Annotated in this window: 17 protein-coding genes and 2 pseudogenes; 11 read left to right on the plus strand and 8 right to left on the minus strand. The window is 70.6% G+C overall.

Features of this window, described 5'->3' with window-relative positions; translation table 11 throughout:
* Nucleotides 1–3 precede the first annotated feature (3 nt).
* The 7 genes from nadC (at nt 4) to ABZX40_RS31360 (ending at nt 5,575) form a co-directional block, all read left to right on the plus strand.
* Entirely contained in the window at nt 4–975 is a 972-nt protein-coding gene (nadC, locus tag ABZX40_RS31330; RefSeq protein WP_355745103.1) for a carboxylating nicotinate-nucleotide diphosphorylase, read from the plus strand.
* A 13-nt stretch (nt 976–988) separates the two neighbouring features.
* Nucleotides 989–1,786, plus strand: coding sequence for a type III pantothenate kinase (locus tag ABZX40_RS31335; RefSeq protein WP_355745101.1), 798 nt, complete (start codon nt 989–991; stop codon nt 1,784–1,786).
* 1,091 nt (nt 1,787–2,877) lie between these two features.
* On the plus strand, nt 2,878–3,540 hold the full coding sequence (locus tag ABZX40_RS31340; protein WP_355745294.1) for a hypothetical protein: 663 nt from the start codon (nt 2,878–2,880) through the stop codon (nt 3,538–3,540).
* Nucleotides 3,541–3,638: 98 nt separating this feature from the next.
* Complete coding sequence (locus ABZX40_RS31345) at nt 3,639–3,830, plus strand: hypothetical protein (RefSeq protein WP_355745098.1); 192 nt, start codon at nt 3,639–3,641, stop codon at nt 3,828–3,830.
* A 183-nt stretch (nt 3,831–4,013) separates the two neighbouring features.
* Nucleotides 4,014–4,463, plus strand: coding sequence for a BlaI/MecI/CopY family transcriptional regulator (locus ABZX40_RS31350; RefSeq protein WP_355745095.1), 450 nt, complete (start codon nt 4,014–4,016; stop codon nt 4,461–4,463).
* Nucleotides 4,464–4,472: 9 nt separating this feature from the next.
* A complete protein-coding gene (locus ABZX40_RS31355; protein ID WP_355745093.1) occupies nt 4,473–5,015 on the plus strand; it encodes an amino-acid N-acetyltransferase in 543 nt (180 codons plus the stop codon).
* Between the two features lie 224 nt (nt 5,016–5,239).
* Nucleotides 5,240–5,575, plus strand: coding sequence for an Lsr2 family protein (locus tag ABZX40_RS31360; protein ID WP_355745090.1), 336 nt, complete (start codon nt 5,240–5,242; stop codon nt 5,573–5,575).
* On the opposite strand, the pseudogene ABZX40_RS31365 reads toward ABZX40_RS31360, so the two are convergent.
* Nucleotides 5,554–5,736 (minus strand): annotated as a pseudogene (locus ABZX40_RS31365) (hypothetical protein); the annotation flags it as partial. The gene ABZX40_RS31360 and the pseudogene ABZX40_RS31365 sit on opposite strands and share 22 nt — an antisense overlap.
* Before the next feature lie 714 nt (nt 5,737–6,450).
* Nucleotides 6,451–6,675 (minus strand): annotated as a pseudogene (locus tag ABZX40_RS31370) (hypothetical protein); the annotation flags it as partial.
* A 441-nt stretch (nt 6,676–7,116) separates the two neighbouring features.
* Between ABZX40_RS31370 and ABZX40_RS31375 the strand changes: the two are divergent.
* A complete protein-coding gene (locus ABZX40_RS31375) occupies nt 7,117–9,642 on the plus strand; it encodes an ATP-dependent Clp protease ATP-binding subunit (RefSeq protein ID WP_355745088.1) in 2,526 nt (841 codons plus the stop codon).
* A 354-nt stretch (nt 9,643–9,996) separates the two neighbouring features.
* Here the strand turns inward: ABZX40_RS31375 and ABZX40_RS31380 are convergent, their stop codons facing one another.
* Entirely contained in the window at nt 9,997–10,725 is a 729-nt protein-coding gene (locus tag ABZX40_RS31380; protein WP_355745085.1) for an HAD family acid phosphatase, read from the minus strand.
* A gap of 455 nt (nt 10,726–11,180) precedes the next feature.
* On the opposite strand from ABZX40_RS31380, the gene ABZX40_RS31385 reads away from it, so the two are divergent.
* Nucleotides 11,181–11,921, plus strand: coding sequence for a M23 family metallopeptidase (locus ABZX40_RS31385; RefSeq protein ID WP_355745082.1), 741 nt, complete (start codon nt 11,181–11,183; stop codon nt 11,919–11,921).
* A gap of 520 nt (nt 11,922–12,441) precedes the next feature.
* On the opposite strand, the gene ABZX40_RS31390 is transcribed toward ABZX40_RS31385, so the two are convergent.
* Nucleotides 12,442–13,029: a helix-turn-helix domain-containing protein gene (locus tag ABZX40_RS31390; RefSeq protein WP_355745079.1), complete on the minus strand. Its 588-nt coding sequence runs from the start codon at nt 13,027–13,029 to the stop codon at nt 12,442–12,444.
* 177 nt (nt 13,030–13,206) lie between these two features.
* Between ABZX40_RS31390 and ABZX40_RS31395 the strand changes: the two genes are divergently transcribed.
* Nucleotides 13,207–14,868: an MDR family MFS transporter gene (locus ABZX40_RS31395; protein WP_355745076.1), complete on the plus strand. Its 1,662-nt coding sequence runs from the start codon at nt 13,207–13,209 to the stop codon at nt 14,866–14,868.
* A 321-nt stretch (nt 14,869–15,189) separates the two neighbouring features.
* Here the strand turns inward: ABZX40_RS31395 and cseC are convergent, their stop codons facing one another.
* Together cseC and cseB are read right to left on the minus strand one after the other, a co-directional pair.
* Complete coding sequence (gene cseC, locus ABZX40_RS31400; protein ID WP_355745073.1) at nt 15,190–16,551, minus strand: two-component system sensor histidine kinase CseC; 1,362 nt, start codon at nt 16,549–16,551, stop codon at nt 15,190–15,192.
* A gap of 72 nt (nt 16,552–16,623) precedes the next feature.
* Nucleotides 16,624–17,331 (minus strand): two-component system response regulator CseB, encoded by a 708-nt coding sequence (cseB, locus tag ABZX40_RS31405; RefSeq protein ID WP_355745070.1) that lies wholly within the window; start codon nt 17,329–17,331, stop codon nt 16,624–16,626.
* Between cseB and ABZX40_RS31410 the strand changes: the two genes are divergently transcribed.
* The gene (locus tag ABZX40_RS31410; protein WP_355745067.1) at nt 17,314–17,523 is read left to right on the plus strand and encodes a hypothetical protein; all 210 of its coding nucleotides are present in this window, start codon (nt 17,314–17,316) and stop codon (nt 17,521–17,523) included. The genes cseB and ABZX40_RS31410 overlap by 18 nt on opposite strands.
* Here ABZX40_RS31410 and ABZX40_RS31415 read toward each other — a convergent pair.
* Together ABZX40_RS31415 and ABZX40_RS31420 are read right to left on the minus strand one after the other, a co-directional pair.
* Nucleotides 17,472–18,134, minus strand: a complete 663-nt coding sequence (locus ABZX40_RS31415; RefSeq protein WP_355745064.1) for a hypothetical protein — start codon at nt 18,132–18,134, stop codon at nt 17,472–17,474. The two genes, ABZX40_RS31410 and ABZX40_RS31415, sit on opposite strands and share 52 nt — an antisense overlap.
* Nucleotides 18,122–18,661, minus strand: a complete 540-nt coding sequence (locus tag ABZX40_RS31420) for a SigE family RNA polymerase sigma factor (RefSeq protein ID WP_355745292.1) — start codon at nt 18,659–18,661, stop codon at nt 18,122–18,124. The genes ABZX40_RS31415 and ABZX40_RS31420 overlap by 13 nt, the downstream gene beginning before the upstream one ends.
* Nucleotides 18,662–18,762: the final 101 nt, after the last annotated feature.

Below are 18,762 nucleotides of genomic sequence, written 5' to 3' on the forward strand. Positions count from 1 at the left end.
CCAGTGAGCACCCCCGACCTCCCCCTCGCCCGAGAAGGCGGCTGCGGCGACGGCTGCGCCTGCGGCGCCGACGAGGAATACCCCGAGTGCGGTCTGGACCCCGCGCTCGCCGAGCTGCTGGCTGCCGCCGGGCTCGACCCGCTGGAGGTCGAGGACATCGCCAACGTGGCCGTCCAGGAGGACCTGGCGGGCGGCGTGGACGTCACCACGGTCGCGACCATCCCCGAGGAGGCCGTCGCCACCGCCGACTTCGTCGCGCGCGAGGCGGGCGTCGTGGCGGGCCTGCGGGTCGCCGAGGCGGTGGTCTCGGTGGTCTGCACCGACGAATTCGAGGTCGAACGGCACGTCGAGGACGGCGACCGGGTCGAGGCCGGGCAGCCGCTGCTGTCGGTGACCACCCGCACCCGTGACCTGCTGACCGCCGAGCGCAGCGCGCTCAACCTGCTGTGCCGCATGTCCGGCATCGCCACCGCCACGCGCGCGTGGGCCGACGTTCTGGACGGCACGCGCGCGAAGGTCCGCGACACGCGCAAGACGACCCCCGGGCTGCGCTCCCTGGAGAAGTTCGCGGTGCGCTGCGGCGGCGGCGTCAACCACCGTATGTCGCTCTCCGACGCGGCCCTGGTCAAGGACAACCACGTGGTCGCCGCCGGGGGCGTGGAACAGGCGTTCAAGGCCGTCCGGGAGGCGTTCCCGGACGTGCCGGTCGAGGTCGAGGTCGACACCCTGCACCAACTGCGCGAGGTGCTCGACGCGGGCGCCGATCTGATCCTGCTGGACAACTTCACGCCCGGCGAGTGCGAGGAGGCCGTGGCCCTGGTCGACGGCCGCGCCGCCCTGGAGGCGTCCGGCCGCCTCACCCTGGACAACGCCAGGGCCTACGCGGACACCGGCGTCGACTATCTGGCCGTGGGGGCGCTCACGCACTCCGCCCCGATCCTGGACATCGGCCTCGACCTGCGCGCCGCGCGGTAGGGGCGGGACAGCCATGCTGCTGACGATCGACGTAGGCAACACGCACACGGTGCTCGGCCTGTTCGACGGCGAGGACATCGTCGAGCACTGGCGCATCTCCACGGACGCCCGCCGCACCGCGGACGAGCTGGCGGTGCTCCTCCAGGGCCTGATGGGCATGCACCCGCTGCTCGGCGACGAACTGGGCGACGGCATCGACGGCATCGCCATCTGCGCCACGGTCCCCTCCGTGCTGCACGAACTGCGCGAGGTGACCCGCCGCTACTACGGCGACGTCCCGGCCGTCCTGGTCGAACCCGGCGTCAAGACGGGCGTCCCGATCCTCACCGACAACCCCAAGGAGGTCGGCGCCGACCGGATCATCAACGCGGTCGCTGCGGTCGAGCTGTACGGCGGCCCGGCGATCGTCGTGGACTTCGGCACGGCGACGACGTTCGACGCGGTCAGCGCGCGCGGGGAGTACGTCGGCGGGGTCATCGCCCCCGGCATCGAGATCTCCGTCGAGGCGCTCGGGGTGCGCGGCGCCCAGCTCCGCAAGATCGAGGTGGCCCGCCCGCGCAGTGTGATCGGCAAGAACACGGTCGAGGCCATGCAGGCGGGCATCATCTTCGGCTTCGCCGGCCAGGTAGACGGCGTGGTCACCCGCATGTCCCGCGAACTGGCCGACGACCCCGAGGACGTCACCGTCATCGCCACGGGCGGACTGGCCCCCATGGTCCTCGGCGAGTCCTCGGTCATCGACGAACACGAGCCCTGGCTGACCTTGGTCGGCCTGCGCCTGGTCTACGAACGGAACGTTTCGCGGATGTAGGCGTACGGTGCCCTGCGCGGGACGTTCACCGGCTGGGGGGCGTCCTTGCGCGGGTTCCCGGCGCGCGGAGGGCACCTGCGCGGGTGTCGGCCCCTCGGCGTCCGGTGCGGGTGGACGCTCCTGCCCGGTGCGGGTGGTCGCTCCGGCGGGCGCCCGGCCTGGGTCGCCATGGGGCAGTGCGGCCTGTGCGGGTGTCCACTCGTCCACGCCCCACCCGGGTGCTCGCTCCAGCGGGCGTCCCGCGCGGCTCCCCGCCGAGCAGCGGGCCTGCATGGGTGTCCCTTCGCGGCGCCCTGCCCTGGAGCTCGCCCTTGCGGGGGCCTCGTTCGGGTTCCCCGCCGTAGAGGGGTCCCTCGCGCGCGTTCCGCCACCGCTCCGGCGTCGGGTGCGGGTGCTTGCTCCGGGCTGGTGTCCGGCTCGGGTTCCCGTCGAGCAGTGGGCGTCGCTTTCTCCGGCGCCGGCGGCGGGTGCTCGCTCCGGCGGGCGCCCAGCTCCGGTCCGCGCCGAGCGGTGGCCCCCGCGCGGGTGCCGCTCCCTCCGAGCCCGGCGCAGGTACTCGCCCTTGCGGACGCCCTACCGGGGTCCCCGTTGCGCGGCGGCCCCGCGCGGGTGCCGCCCCCTTCACACCCCACGCAGGCGCTCGCCCCAACAGGCGCCCCACCCGGGTCCCGCCACCCGCAAGGGCCCTGCGCGAACGCCCTCCGACACCCCGCAGATGCCACGCATCCATCCGGCCACCGGCACAGGCAGGGAGCCACCCCTCCGACGCCCCCAGGTGCCACCCAGCGGACCACCCTGTACGGGCACCCCCTCCCGCGGACGCCCCGCACAAGTCCCCGCAGCAAGGGACGCCCCCCGGAGCCCCGCCTCCCCCCAGAGCCTCGCCCCTGCCAAGCCCGCCCCCCCCGAAACCCCCACCCCCAGTGCCCCGCCCCCGAAACCCCGCCCGCCCCCTACCCCCCACCCCCTACCCCCCACCCCCTACCCCCACCCGGGTATCTCGCCCACGCCACACCCACCCCCTGTGTCGAGTTTGTCTGATTAGTGCGTATCTTTGGGATATGCCCACGCCTTACGGATCCCGTGGCGGCATGGCGTTCGGTGGGGAGGAGTTGCGCGTGATCCGGCGCGCGCTCGCCCTCGCCCTGGAACCCGGCCGCGCCTCGGACGAGGACGTTCAGGACTGTCTCCGGCTCGCCGAGTCGCTCGACGAGGCGACGCGTGAGGCCGCGCGGCTGAGAGCCTTCCTCGTGGCCGACCTCGCGCGCTACCGAGCCGCCCTCCCCGGCACCGCCGGCGGCTATCTGACGCTCCTGGAGGAGGTCCTGGCCGCCGGGTACCGCCCGGTCGCCGACGATCTCGCCGCGCTGCGCGCCCTGCGCGGCAACCCGGCCGCCGCCGCCCTCCTCGACCGCTGCCGGACCTTCGCGGAGCGCGACGTACGCACCCGCCTGGCGCGGCGTACGGCGCTGCGCACGGGCCGCCCGGACCTCCCGGCCGTCCCCGTCTCCCGGGTCCGTCTGACGGCCCTTCCCGGCGGCCTGGCGGACGGCGGCGGACAGCTCGCCGAGCCCGGCCGCAGGTCCCCCGAGAAGCAGCCCGCCGACAAACCGGCCCGGCCGCCCGCGAAACGCCCCGAACGGCCCGCCCCGCAGCCCGCGCGACGCCCCATCCCCACCCCGGGCGAGGTCTTCCCGCGCCGCAAGCCCCCGCAGCCGCCCTCCGGCCCGCCGCAGCAGTTGGCCGCCGGCTGACCGACCATGCCGCCCCGGCGGCGCCCCTTGCGCGAGGGGCGCGCCATCCCACCGGCCCCCGTCCCGGGCGCCCGGCGGCCCGCGTCTACCCTTGGCCCATGGACTACGTCTCCGCGCTGCTGCCCCCGGCCGTGATGGCCGTCTTCTTCATCGGTGTGATCCGCGTGATCGTGAAGACGCAGGGCGGCACCCAGAAGGCCAAGGAGGACGCGGCCGTCGACGCCGCCTTCGCGCGCGTGGGGGGCGCTCAGCAGCCGTCGTCCACCACGCGGGCCACCACCGACGACTGACCGGCGTCCGGCGGACCCACGGTCGCCGGATCTACGTCCCGCGCCCTGAGGGACCGCCGTCCGACATCCGCCCGTTTTGCCCCTGTTTTCAGTAAAGACGCACGTCCAGCACGTCATCACCGAGATCTCCCACTATTGTGCTGAGTTGTGCCTCGCCCATTGGGAGAACTCGAAGACGCCGTCATGACCCGGGTGTGGAAGTGGAACCGCCCGGTGACCGTTCGAGAAGTCCTGGAAGACCTTCAGCAGGGGCGGTCCATCGCCTACACCACGGTGATGACCGTTTTGGACAATCTCCATCAGAAGGGCTGGGTCCGCCGTGAGGCGGAAGGCCGGGCCTATCGATATGAGGCGGTCTCCACCAGGGCCGCCTACGCCGCCGCCCTGATGAACGACGCATGGGCGCAGAGCGACAACCCGGCGGCTGCTCTCGTCGCCTTCTTCGGCATGATGAGCGAGGAACAGCGCCACGCCCTCGCCGACGCCGTACGCATGGTCCAGGGACCGGAATCACCGCAAGAACCGGAACCCGGGCGAACCACCACCGAGAACACCGGGGAGAAGCCCGCCGAGAACCCGGCCGAGAAGCCCGGTGAGAACCCCGGCGCGGCGCCGGAGGACGGTGGGCGATAGCGTCCGTTCATGTCCGCACAGAGCGCAGAGAGCCCCGAAGTCACCGCTAAAGCCATCACCGTCCGGCGGGCCCGGACCAGCGATGTCCCCTCGGTGCGCGCACTACTGGACGCGTACGCCCGGGACCGCATCCTCCTCGACAAAGCGACGGTGACCCTTTACGAGGACATCCAGGAGTTCTGGGTCGCGGAACGCGACGACAACGCCGAGGTCGTCGGCTGCGGCGCGCTGCACGTGATGTGGGAAGACCTCGCGGAAGTCCGCACTCTCGCGGTGAAGCCCGGACTCAAGGGCGCCGGTGTCGGCCATCAGTTGCTGGAGAAGTTGGTGGACACCGCGCGCTGGCTGGGCGTTCGACGCGTTTTCTGTCTCACCTTCGAAGTGGACTTCTTCAGCGCCCACGGCTTCGTGGAGATCGGTGAGACACCGGTCGACACCGATGTCTACGCGGAGCTGTTGCGTTCTTACGACGAGGGCGTCGCGGAGTTCCTCGGTCTCGAACGAGTGAAACCGAACACCTTGGGCAACAGCCGGATGCTGCTGCATCTGTGATCGGCACGGCATATTCCGCCGGACCCCCTTGCCCAGGTTCCCTATGTCCGAAACGCGCACGTTTCATGACCGCCGCCGCCCCGTGAGTCTCTCCCAGGGGTTTGTGTTTTTCCAGCAAAAGCGGTTTGCTTTCCGACGTACTGCGTACTGCATATAACAGGGGAGCGGCGAAACGGCGGACGCCGCAGACCCCGGCCCTCACGTTATCGATGAAAGGAAATCCGGTGGCACAGAAGGTTCAGGTCCTTCTTGTCGACGACCTCGACGGCGGCGAGGCGGACGAGACCGTGACGTTCGCTCTGGACGGCAAGACCTACGAGATCGATCTCACGACGGCCAATGCGGACAAGCTGCGCGGCCTTCTTGATCCGTATGTGAAGGGCGGTCGGCGTACCGGTGGCCGTGCTTCGGGTGGACGTGGAAAGGCGCGCGCCGCTTCCGGCGGCAGCCAGGACACTGCGGCCATCCGCGCCTGGGCGAAGGAGAACGGTTACGAGGTCAACGACCGCGGCCGGGTTCCGGCGACCATTCGCGAGGCTTACGAGAAGGCCAACGCCTGAGCGCACGAGCGCCGCAATCGGATGCGGTGGCAGTGAGCCGCCACCGTGTCCACGACGCGCACGAGATCGGGGGCGCCCCCACCGCCCCCCATGGCCGACAGCGTCGGCAGCGAGGACTCGACCTCGCACCCCGGCTCGGGGGGCCGCAGCCATACGGCGGCCCTCTGCAAGGACCCCGCTCCGCACAGCGACCGAGCACCGCGCACGCACTCCGGCCCCCACAGGGACCCGGCCCCGCGCACGCACCCCGGTCCGCCCTGGCGGCCCTCCCCGCGCGAGGACCCCGGCCCGCATAGGAGCCCTGGCCCCCACCGGCAGTCTGCGCCGCACGCGCACCCCGGCCCGCCCCTGTGCCCCTCCCCGCCCAAGGACCCCGGTCCGCACCCGCAGCCTGCCCCGCGCACGCACCCCGGTCCGGTCACGAACCCCGTCCCGCCCCGGCCGCCCTCGCCCCCCGGGACACCCCCACCGCCCGGACACCCCCGCCCCACCCGCACAGGCACAGGCACCGGCTCAGGCGCCGTCATCACCCCGCCCGCCCCGATCGCCACCAGATCCAGGCCCGAGGCCAGCGCGCCCCACTCCAGCCAGTCCAGCAGCCCCGGCAGCTCCTCCGCGGACCCCGCGGCCACCAGCAGCCGCATACGGGCCCCCTGTGCCGCGCACCCCTGGCCGCCGCTCCCCTCTGCCTCGCATGCCGCGCACCACCGGCCCCCGCCCCCTTCCGCCCCACGTGCCACGCACCTCTGGCCGCCACCCCCCTCTACCCCGCGCGCCGCGCACCCCCGGCCGCCACACCCTTCCGCCCCGCGCGCCCCGCACCCCCGGCCCCCGCCCCCTTCCGCCCCGCGCGGCCCCTCCCCGGCCTCCGCCAGGGCCACCGGAGAACCTGGCGCCAGATGACGCAGCGCGGCCCTGCCCGCCTCGGCCGGCACATCCAGGACGTCGAATCGCGGGCCCACGCGAAGCCGCGGTGGGGATCCGGGCACGGTCGGCCATCCCAGTTCGTTCTCGTACCACCGCCGCACATCCCGGCAGACCGCGTCGAGCGGGCCGCGGGGGGCGGGGACCGTGCCGTACGGGGGAGGGGCGCCAGCCATGCCACCAGCAACCGGGTCCCCGACGGCTGAGTTACGTTGAGTGTGTGTGCGAATGCGGAGAGTGGTGAAGATGGAGATGTGCGGGGGTGCGAGGTGGCGCAAGGTTGTTCGCCCGTAGCGGAGGGAACCAGGGGGTGCGGCATGGACTGTCAGTGGCGGAGGGTAAGACATGCCTAGTGGGAGGGGGCGACACGCAGGAAAGGCCGTCTCGCGTTCGCCATGGGCGTACAGATGGCAGGGGTAACTGCCTGGCCTGCGGGAACATCGTCTCGCACCATCAGGTTGGAGCAGTTGTCGTCATTCGGGGTCAGGAGGCAGACGTGGTTCTCGGTCCGGTGTCGGCAGTTGGAATGAGCGGTCCCCGCTTGCGGGACTAAGCTGCGGAAGGACAGGGAGGGGAAGTTCCCCCCACTGCCTGACCGCTCTGAGGAGCGATTAACGATGTTCGAGAGGTTCACCGACCGCGCGCGGCGGGTTGTCGTCCTGGCTCAGGAAGAAGCCCGGATGCTCAACCACAACTACATCGGCACCGAGCACATCCTCCTGGGCCTGATCCACGAGGGTGAGGGTGTCGCCGCAAAGGCCCTGGAGAGCCTCGGCATTTCGCTTGAGGCGGTCCGTCAGCAGGTGGAGGAGATCATCGGTCAGGGCCAGCAGGCCCCGTCCGGGCACATCCCCTTCACTCCTCGTGCCAAGAAGGTCCTGGAGCTGTCGCTCCGCGAGGCCCTTCAGCTGGGCCACAACTACATCGGCACGGAGCACATCCTGCTCGGCCTGATCCGTGAGGGCGAGGGCGTCGCCGCCCAGGTCCTGGTCAAGCTGGGCGCCGATCTCAACCGTGTCCGCCAGCAGGTCATCCAGCTGCTGTCGGGCTACCAGGGCAAGGAGACCGCCACCGCCGGCGGCCCGGCGGAGGGCACGCCCTCCACGTCCCTGGTCCTCGACCAGTTCGGCCGGAACCTCACCCAGGCAGCCCGCGAATCCAAGCTCGACCCGGTCATCGGGCGCGAGAAGGAGATCGAGCGGGTCATGCAGGTGCTGTCCCGCCGTACGAAGAACAACCCGGTCCTGATCGGTGAGCCCGGCGTCGGCAAGACCGCCGTCGTGGAGGGCCTCGCCCAGGCCATCGTCAAGGGCGAGGTGCCCGAGACCCTCAAGGACAAGCACCTCTACACCCTGGACCTCGGCGCCCTGGTCGCCGGCTCCCGCTACCGCGGTGACTTCGAGGAGCGCCTGAAGAAGGTCCTCAAGGAGATCCGCACCCGCGGCGACATCATCCTGTTCATCGACGAGCTGCACACGCTGGTCGGTGCGGGTGCCGCCGAGGGCGCCATCGACGCCGCCTCGATCCTGAAGCCGATGCTGGCCCGCGGTGAACTCCAGACCATCGGTGCCACCACCCTCGACGAGTACCGCAAGCACCTGGAGAAGGACGCGGCCCTGGAGCGCCGCTTCCAGCCCATCCAGGTCGCCGAGCCGTCCCTGTCGCACACCATCGAGATCCTCAAGGGCCTGCGCGACCGCTACGAGGCCCACCACCGCGTCTCCATCACGGACGAGGCGCTGGTCCAGGCCGCCACCCTGGCCGACCGGTACATCTCGGACCGCTTCCTGCCGGACAAGGCGATCGACCTGATCGACGAGGCCGGTTCCCGGATGCGGATCCGCCGGATGACCGCGCCGCCGGACCTGCGCGAGTTCGACGAGAAGATCGCCGGTGTCCGCCGCGACAAGGAGTCCGCGATCGACTCGCAGGACTTCGAGAAGGCTGCCTCGCTCCGTGACAAGGAGAAGCAGCTCCTCGCCGCGAAGGCCAAGCGGGAGAAGGAGTGGAAGGCCGGCGACATGGACGTCGTGGCCGAGGTCGACGGCGAGCTGATCGCCGAGGTCCTCTCCACGGCCACCGGCATCCCGGTCTTCGAGCTGACCGAGGAGGAGTCCAGCCGCCTGCTCCGTATGGAGGAGGAGCTGCACAAGCGGGTCATCGGCCAGGTCGACGCCGTCAAGGCGCTGTCGAAGGCGATCCGCCGTACGCGCGCGGGCCTCAAGGACCCGAAGCGCCCCGGTGGCTCGTTCATCTTCGCGGGCCCGTCCGGTGTCGGTAAGACCGAGCTGTCCAAGGCGCTCGCCGAGTTCCTCTTCGGCGACGAGGACGCGCTGATCTCCCTCGACATGTCCGAGTTCAGCGAGAAGCACACGGTCTCCCGGCTCTTCGGTTCGCCCCCCGGCTACGTGGGCTACGAAGAGGGCGGCCAGCTCACCGAGAAGGTCCGCCGCAAGCCGTTCTCCGTCGTCCTCTTCGACGAGGTGGAGAAGGCCCACCCGGACATCTTCAACTCGCTGCTCCAGATCCTGGAGGACGGTCGGCTGACCGACTCCCAGGGCCGGGTCGTGGACTTCAAGAACACGGTCATCATCATGACGACCAACCTCGGCACCCGGGACATCTCCAAGGGCTTCAACCTGGGCTTCGCCGCCCAGGGCGACACGAAGACCAACTACGAGCGCATGAAGAACAAGGTCCAGGACGAGCTGAAGCAGCACTTCCGGCCCGAGTTCCTCAACCGCGTCGACGACGTGGTGGTCTTCCCGCAGCTCACCCAGGAGAACATCCTCCAGATCGTCGACCTGATGATCGGCAAGGTGGACGAGCGCCTCAAGGACCGGGACATGGGCCTGGAGCTCTCCCAGTCCGCGAAGGAACTGCTGTCGCAGAAGGGCTACGACCCCGTGCTGGGCGCCCGGCCGCTGCGCCGGACCATCCAGCGCGAGATCGAGGACTCCCTGTCGGAGAAGATCCTCTTCGGCGAGCTGCGCCCCGGCCACATCGTGGTCGTGGACACGGAGGGCGAGGGCGAGAGCAAGACCTTCACCTTCCGCGGCGAGGAGAAGTCCGCGCTCCCCGACGCCCCGCCGATCGAGCAGGCGGCCGGTGGCGCCGGACCGAATCTGAGCAAGGAAGCGTGACGATCACGCCTTGAGGTAGAGAACCTGAGGTAGGGAAAAGGGCTGGCGCCTTCGGGTGCCGGCCCTTTTCTCGTGCGTCAGCGGGCTGCCGGGCTCCCCTTTCCGGCCACCCGGCGCCCGAAGGTGTTCGATGCGGGAAAGGCAATTCCGTTCGAACAGGCGTCCCGGAACGGCGCCCATTCCCTCACCGAGTCCAGGCATTGCACCGGGAGTTGACGCGCGAGCGAGATGACCCTGATGAGATGAACCGGGCCGGCCGCGCGATCAGAACAACGGCTCACAGAAGAACGGCTCTCCTCCCGACCGGCTCAGCGCAGTCGGCGGCTCAGCGCAGCCGCCCGCTCCCCGACCGGCTCAGGAGAGCTGTCCGTCGTAGTCCGGCAGCTTGTATGTCGTCTCCGCGTGGCCGCCGGACAGATCGCTCGCGCTGTTGCCGATATTGGCGATGATCGTGTAGCCCTTCGCCTCGATGCCGGCCCGCTGAGCGGTTTTGTACGCGGCCACGTTCTTGAAGAGGTCGAAGAATCCGCGGACGTGGAGACCGGAGATCTCGTAGCCCGCGTGGTCGAGGTTGTACTCGGTGGGCAGAGAGATGATCCCGGGGCGGGCGGTCACGAAGAACAGCGCCACGCCCCGCTCCTGCGCGTACCGCGCGACCTCCAGGACCGGCTGGTTGGCGGGCTGCGGGTAGGTGAAGCCGAAATCGGTCTCCAGGCTGGTGTTGTCGATGTCCAGGACGATCGCCTGCTTCTCGCCCCGCTCGGTCTTGGCGATGCGCTCCTTGATCCGGGGCAGCGCCTGGTCCATCACCAGCCGGCAGTCGCGCTGCCAGGTGGCGTAGTCGACGTCCGCGGCGGCGCCAACGGCAGCGGGGGCGGCGGCGGCCTGCTGTGCGCCCTTCGGTGCGGCGGTGGGTGTGGTGATGGCGGTGGTGATGGCGGTGGGTGTGGTGGCGGTGGTCGTGGTGGCGGTGGTCGTGGTGGCCGCGGCCACCGCAGGGGCGGCCAGTGCCACGAGGGTCGCTGCCGCCGCGGTGACGGCGGTGGCGGCCGGACGAGGATTCCAGGGGCGTCGGCTGGTCATGGGGGGTCCTCCCGCCTGGGACCCGCGGTACGAAACCGCAGGCAGCGATGTGTCGTGTGCATGCTTAGGCAGCAGGATGGCGGCAAGGGAACCGCCGGGTTACTGGACGGTAGGTAACGAAGTAGCGCCGGTCACATCACGGAGTTGCCCGACCCCGGAGTGCGGTGACATGGCGCACAGGCGATTTGCCCCGTACTAGAGGGAATAGTGGAGATCATGAAACGGGCAAAAGGGATGTATGGCTATGAATTGCATGCGGACATCAGCCGCACTGCCCGGATTCACCCTGGATGCGGGCTCTGTCAAGACCCGTTGGGTTTGCCGCGTACGTACTAGATTCCGTCGTAGGTCACACATTTGGGGGCTTCTGGGGGGCGGGGGTACCAAGGGATGGTCCATCCGGCCGATGCCTGTGCGCCGGGTGGTTTTCCTGTCCCCGTCCCCATGAGGTTGAAATGTTCCAGCGCATCACGTCCCGTTCCCCCCGTTCCCCCCGTACGTCCCTGCTCCGCACCCGCGCTGCCGTGCTGGCCGCGGGTCTCGGGACCACGGCCGTACTGGGCGCCGGGGTCGCGGTTGCCGCCGAACTGAACTCTTCGCCCGCCAAGGCCCCGGCCGCCGCGCCCGCCGCGAAGGCGCCCGCCGTGAAGCCCGAGGCTCCGGCGAAGGCCCCGGCCGCCAAGCCCAAGGCCCCGGCTGTGAAGCCCGAGGCTCCGGCCGCGAAACCCGAGGCCGCCGCGAAGGCGCCCGCCGCCAAGCCCAAGGCCGCCGCGGCCCCCTCCTGGGTCAAGCCGGTGAAGCAGTACACCAAGACCGCCGGCTTCGCCCAGAACGGTGCCCGGTGGGCCGCCACCCACAGTGGCCAGGACTTCGCCGTGCCGACCGGCACCCCGGTCTACGCCGCCCACGGCGGCACCGTCGTCAAGGCCGGCGGCAACGGCGGCGGCGACGGCCCCGCGTACGGCAACGCCGTGGTGATCAAGCACGGCAACGGCATGTTCTCGCAGTACGCGCACCTGTCCCAGGTCAACGTCAAGATCGGTCAGATAGTCAAGACCGGTCAGAAGATCGCCCTGTCCGGCAACACCGGAAACTCCAGCGGGCCGCACCTGCACTTCGAGATCCGCAAGTCCGCGAACTATGGCTCCGCCGTGGACCCGGTGTCCTTCCTGCGGGCCAAGGGCCTGAGCATCTGACGGCACTGATGCCGGAGCCGTCGGGATGGTCGTCTTGGGGTTGGTCGTTCCGGGGCTGGTCGCCCTGGGGCTGGCTGGCTGGTGGGGCTGGGCTGGGCTGGTAGTGGTTGGTGGCTCGGTGGCCGCTAGCCGCTAGCCCCTAGCCTGGTCGCCTCTAGTAGCCCGGTGGCCCCTAGCCTGGTGGTCGGCCAGTCCCTGGCCCGCTGACTGCTGGGCTTCTGGCTCCTGGCCCCTGGCCTGGCGGCCCTGCGGTCGCTAGCCTGCCCGGCGCCCGGTGGCTTTCCGCCGGTAGCCCTCCGACCCCCCGACCGGGTGGCCCTCCCGGCAGGATGCCTGCCTGCGGGCAGCCCTTTCGCGGGCAACTCTCCGGCCCGGCCCCACCTCGTAGCCGAGCGACCCGGCACCCCCCGACTCGGCCCCGACCTGGCAGCCGCAGACTCGGCCCCCCGACCCGGCGGCAGCCACCCGGCAGCCACCCGCCCCCCGCCTCACACACCCCCCGGCCTCACACTCCCCCGCCTCACCCACCCCCATGCGCCTGCGTCACCAGGTCGATGGCGACATCCAGGACCGCCGCGCGCTTGTCCTCGGGGGCGCCCTCCAGGTCGCGCAGGGCGAACATCCCGGCGTGGAGGGTGAACAGGGCGCTGACACAGCGGACCTGGTCGGTGAGGGCGGCGTCCGGGTCGATGATGATCCGGCGCATGCCCAGCATCCGCTGCTTGAAGATCTCGCCGATGCTGAGGTCCCGTACCGTCGCCTGGTTCTCCTGCATGAAACGGAACAGTGGTTCCGCTTCCCAGAGCGCGTCGCCGTAGCGGCGCAGGATCTCGCGCTTGGTCTCCAGGGTGTGCGGCTGTCGGCCGCCCCACTCGATCAGTTCCTCGATCGGCCGCGTCAGATCCTCGAAGAGGCTGACGATGATCTCTTCCTTCGTCTTGAAGTGGTAGTAGAGCGCCGCCTTCGTCACATCGAGGCGCTCGGCGATCTCGCGGAGGGATGTCTTCTCGTACCCCTGCTCGGCGAACAGTTCCAGCGCGACGTCCTGGATGCGCTGGCGGGTGTCCCCGCGGCGCCGCCGCCTCGTGTTCTCCGTGCTCCCGGTCATGCCGCCCATCCTCGTCCTTCGCGATGTGCCCTCGCGACTTTCCCTAAAACTTACTTGACGCCCGGCTAGTAACGCCAGTAGCTTCTCGGTCGTGCCGGGGGCTAGCCGGTCGGCAAGTAAGTCCAGGTAGCTACGCGCGATGAGCAGGCGCGCGCAGGGGATGGGGGCGCTGGAACGATGGCGGAGAAGACGACAACGGAGGCGGCGGGACCCGCCGCGATACCCGAAGCGGCGGCAGGGAAGGGAAAACGGCCCAGGAGTGTCCGGGTCGTCCTGCTCGCCCTGATGATCGCGATGATGCTCGCGATGCTGGACAACATGATCGTGGGCACCGCGATGCCGACGATCGTCGGCGAACTGGGCGGACTCGAACACCTGTCCTGGGTCGTCACCGCGTATACCCTGGCCACCGCCGCATCCACCCCGATCTGGGGCAAGCTCGGCGATCTCTACGGCCGCAAGAACACCTTCCTCACCTCGATCGTGATCTTCCTGATCGGCTCCGCGCTCAGCGGCATGGCCCAGGACATGGGCCAGCTGATCGGGTTCCGCGCGGTGCAGGGCCTGGGCGCCGGCGGTCTGATGGTCGGGGTGATGGCGATCATCGGCGATCTGATCCCGCCCCGGGAGCGCGGCAAGTACCAGGGCATGATGGCCGCCGTCATGGCGCTCGCGATGATCGGCGGACCGCTGGTCGGCGGCACCATCACCGACAACTGGGGCTGGCGCTGGTCCTTCTACATCAATCTGCCGCTCGGTCTGGTCGCCCTGGCCCTGGTCACCGTCGTCCTGCACCTGCCCCGCAAGCGGCAGCAGGCGCGGATCGACTATCCGGGCGCGCTGCTGCTGACCGTCGGCATCACCGCGATCGTGCTGGTCACCACCTGGGGCGGCACCGAGTACGCCTGGACCTCCGCGCGGATCATGGAGCTGACCGGGATCGGAGTGGCCGCGCTGGTCGGCTTCGTGCTCTGGCAGACCAAGGCTGCCGAACCGATTCTGCCGCTGCACATCTTCCGCAGCCGCAACTTCACCCTGATGTCGGTCATCGGCTTCGTCACCGGCTTCGTGATGTTCGGCGCCACCCTCTTCCTGCCGCTCTACCAGCAGTCCGTGCAGGGCGCGTCCGCGACCAACTCCGGGCTGCTGCTCCTGCCGATGCTGGGCGCGATGCTGTTCACCTCGATGGTCGCCGGCCGGGTCACCACCAACACCGGGCGCTACAAGGTGTTCCCGCTGGTCGGCGGCGTTCTGATGGTCGCCGGGCTGTTTCTGCTGGCCCAGATGGACACGGGTACCTCGCGGCTGACGTCCGGCATCTACATGGCCGTCCTCGGTCTCGGCATGGGCTGTCTGATGCAGATCACCATGCTGGTCGCGCAGAACAGCGTCGAGATGAAGGACATGGGCGTCGCCTCCTCCTCCGCGACCCTGTTCCGCACCCTGGGCTCGTCCTTCGGTGTCGCGCTCATGGGCGCGGTGTTCAACAACCGGGTGCTGGACGAGATGTCCGCGCGGGCGGGCACCCTCGGCTCCCAGGCCACCGAACAATCCGCCCAGCTCGACGCGGCCAGCCTCGCGAAGCTCCCGGAGGCGACCCGCGAGGCGTACCAGTACGCCGTGTCGGCGGGCACCCACTCCGCCTTCCTGCTGGGCGCGGCGGTGGCCGTGGTGGTGCTGATCGCGGCGTTCTTCGTGAAGGAGGTACCGCTGAGGGGGTCCTCCGGAACGACGGAGGAGGCGGCGGCGGAGGCGGAGGGAACGGACACGGGGTCGGGTTCGGGATCGGGTTCGGGTTCGGGTACGGCGCTGAAGGCGCCGCTGACGGAGTCGGTCTAAGGCGTCCGGGGCGCCCGGGACGTCTGCGGTTTCCGGGGTGGTCGGGACGCCCGGCCCGCCCCTCGTTGTCAGTCCCGCGTGCCACCATCGACCGTATGGACAAGAGCGCCGACGACGAGACCTTCACGTCCCGTCCCGTGGCGTCGAACTCCTCCAGCCCCCGCAGGAGCGCCCGTACGCCATCGAGGCGATCTCCCGCGACGCCACGGCAACGGCAACTGCCACTCACTGACCGAGCGGAGCGAGGAGCTGGACTTCACGAAGGAGTTCGCAGCGAAAGGCGGACCGGGCGTTGTGCCCGGACCCCGGAGGGGCCGTCCCTCACCCTTTCTCCCCGGGAACCGGCAGCATCGGATGGCTCCCCGTCTTCGTCGGTGCGTGTTCCGGCAGCCACAGCACGGCGACCGCGCCCTCCGCCGGTATGTGGTCGGGAGCGCCGGGCCGCCGGACATTGCGGAAGGTCAGCCGGGCGCCGAGGACCCGTGCCTGGCCGGCCGCGATGGTCAGGCCCAGGCCATGGCCGACGCCCGCGCGGTCCTCGCTGCCGGTGCGGAACCGGCTGGGCCCCTCCGCGAGCAGCTTCTCGGGGAAGCCGGGCCCATGGTCACGGACTCTTATCACCCGGCCCTCGACGATGACCTCTATGGGCGGACGGCCGTGCCGGGCGGCGTTGGCGAGCAGATTGAACAGCACCCGCTCCAGTCGCCGGGGATCGGTGGTGACCTCCGACTCATGCACCACGGACACCCCGACCTGCGGATCCTTGGCCGCGACCCGGCGTGCCACGAACTCCCCGAGCATGATGTCCTGCAACTCGGCCCGCTCCGACGCCCCGTCGAGCCGGGCGACCTCCAGCACATCCTCCACGAGGGTGCGCATGGCCTTGGCCCGGTCCAGCACCAGTTCGGTGGGGCGGCCCGGCGGCAGCAGCTCGGCGGCGGTGAGCAGTCCGGTCACCGGGGTGCGCAGCTCGTGCGCGATGTCCGCCGTCACCCGGCGCTCGGCCTCCAGCCGCTGGCGCAGCGCGTCCGCCATGGCGTCCACGGCCCGCGCGAGATCGTCGGTCTCGTCCCGCACCACCCCGCCGATGGCCTCCCGGACCTGCACCTCCGTATCACCCTTGGCGACCCGGTTCGCCGCGTAGGCCGCCTTGCGCAGCCGCCGTGACAACTGGGCCCCGATCAGCACGCCGATCGCGCTGCCACCCAGCACCACCGCGATCGACCCGATGATCAGCGCCTGGTCCAGATCGTTGAGGATGTCCGTACTGCGGTCGGTGAACCCGGTGTGCAGGGACATCACATGCCCGTCCTTGAGCGGTACGGCCGCCCAGATGTCCGGCGCCCCACCCGACTCGTCGGCCACGAAGGTCGCCCGCCGCCCCCGTTCGACCTTCTCGCGCAGCTCGGCCGGCAGCAGCGGGTCGTCGATCTTGATTCCGGGGAAGTTGGGCCGCCCGGACAGCTCATAGTTGCGCTGTGCGATCTGCACCCGTTCGTCGGCCAGATCACGCGCGTTGTCCAGCATCGACACCCGGGCCGCGTTGTGCACCACCAGGCTGAGCGCGATCGCCACCAGGGCGCCGACCAGCGCGATCGCCGCGCTGAGCTTCCATCTGAGCCCCGTACGGAGTCCGCTGCGGTCCATCCGCAGCGGCACCATACGCAGGAGCGTCCCCCGCATCAGCCGTCCCGTTCCGTCCCGTTCCGTCCAGTCCCGCCGCGTCCCGTCTCGTCCCGTCCCGTCCCGTCCCGCCTAGGCCCGCAGCTTGTAGCCGAAGCCGCGGACGGTCTCGATCCGGTCCTGCCCGATCTTCGTCCGCAGCCGCTGCACATGGACATCGACGACCCGGGTGTCACCGCCCCAGCCGTAGTCCCACACCCGCTCCAGCAGCTTGTCCCGCGACAGCACCGTGCCCGGCGCGGCCGAGAACTCCAGCAGCAGCCGCATCTCGGTCGGGGTCAGCGCGACCGGCGCGCCACCGCGCCGCACCTCCATGCCCTCGGTGTCGATCTCCAGATCACCGAAGGTCAGCACACCCCCGGTGGCCGCCGCGGTCCGCTCCTCGGCCTGCCCGGCGGCCCCGCCCGCGTGGCCGAACCGGCGCAGCACCGCCCGGATCCGCGCCACCAGCACGGCCCCGTCGAACGGCTTGGTGACATAGTCGTCCGCCCCGGCCTCCAGGCCGAGCACCACATCGATGGAGTCGGCGCGCGCGGACAGCATGATCACCGGGACCGTGGACTCGTCCCGGATCCGGCGGCACAGACTGACCCCGTCCAGCCCCGGCAGCATCACATCCAGCAGGGCGATGTCCGGCCGGTCGGCACGGAACGCCTCCAGCCCGGCCAGCCCGTCGGGCATCGCCGTGACCGCGAAGCCGTCCCGCTCCAGCGCGAGCTGTGTGGCCTCGCGGATGACATCGTCGTCCTCCACGAACAGGACGTGGGTCTGCTCAGCCATCCGGTGCTCTCTGTCGTCATCGTCATCGTCGTCTTCGTCTTCGTCTTCGGCGTCGTCTTCGTCAGCGCCGTTCCCGGCGTCGACGTCGTCATCGTCCGCCGCCGCGTCACCGCACCCGCGCCGCCCCGTCGGGGCAGCGGTCAGTTGATCTCGGGGGCCGGCATCGGCTCGCCCCCGGTGGTGTCGCCGTAGTCGTTGTGCGTGCGGTACTTCTCGGCGAACTCGCCGGCCGTCCACCTGTATGTGATCACGTTCTCCCCGGAGGGGTTCGACACCGGGTCGCCGCGTTCGTAGACCTGCTTGGTGACGACCAGATCGCCCCGGTCTATCTCCGCGTAGACGGGCGGCTCCTCGGTGAGGAACACATTCTTGTAGTCACCACCCTCGTCCCGGTACACATACGACCCCACACCCACCGCGTCTCCGCAGGTCAGCACATTGATCACGACATCGTCGGCGGTCCCGCCGGTCAGATCGCCGTACGACACATCGACCGGATACTCGTCCGCCACACATGGCTGTAGCCCCCGCTTGACCGCGGGGGAGACCTTGGGATCCTCCTGGACCAGCCGTACCGCGTCCTGCGGGCTGGGGCTCGGGGTCGCGGACTCCGCGGCGCCGGGGTCGGCCGTGGCGCCCGTCAGCGCCTCGGCGTTGGCCGGGCCCTCGTCCCGGGCGCCGGTGCCACCGGTGCCACAGGCCGCGACCAACAGGGCGAGGGCGGCACACGCGGCCGTCGCCGCCATCGCCGTCTGCAAAGGGGTACGGGTCCGGGTGGACCCCGCGCCGGTCAGGCCGCGCAACGCTCCCGCTCCTCACGCTCCAGCGCGCGTGCGCCCAGATCGCGCGCCTCCAGCTCCTCGCGGAGCCGGGCGAGCGCCCGGTGCAGCGTGCTCTTGACCGTACCGGCCGACATGCCGAGGGCGGCGGCGGTCTCCTCCGTGGACATCTGCTCCCAGTGTCGCAGCACGACCACGCTGCGCTGCTTCGGGGCGAGCACCTTCATGACGTCCATCAGCAGGGCGCGGTCCGCGTGCTGCTCGGTGGAGTCGTCCACACTGGCGTCCGGGAGCTGCTCGGTGGGCACCTCCTCCAGCTTGCGCGCCCGCCACCACTCCGTCCGCGTGTTGATCATGACCCGGCGCAGATAGGCGTCCGCGAGCCGCTTGTCCGCTATCCCCTCCCAGCGCCCGTACGTCCGCGCCAGCGCCGTCTGGAGCAGATCCTGGGCGTCGACCGGGTCCGGCACCAGCCGGCGGGCACTGCGCAGCAGTGCGTCCTGCCGCGTACGGACGTACTCCTCGAACTCCAGGATCTCGCCCTGCGCCACTTCGCCCCGCGCTACTTCGCGCCGCGCCACCTCGCCCTGTGCCATGCCGACCGCCTCCCCGCTTCCCCGTCACCGGGCCGCCTGTAGACCGGTGTTTTCTT

Origin of the sequence: Streptomyces sp. NPDC004610, from assembly GCF_040609715.1 — a bacterium.
Taxonomy (GTDB): domain Bacteria; phylum Actinomycetota; class Actinomycetes; order Streptomycetales; family Streptomycetaceae; genus Streptomyces.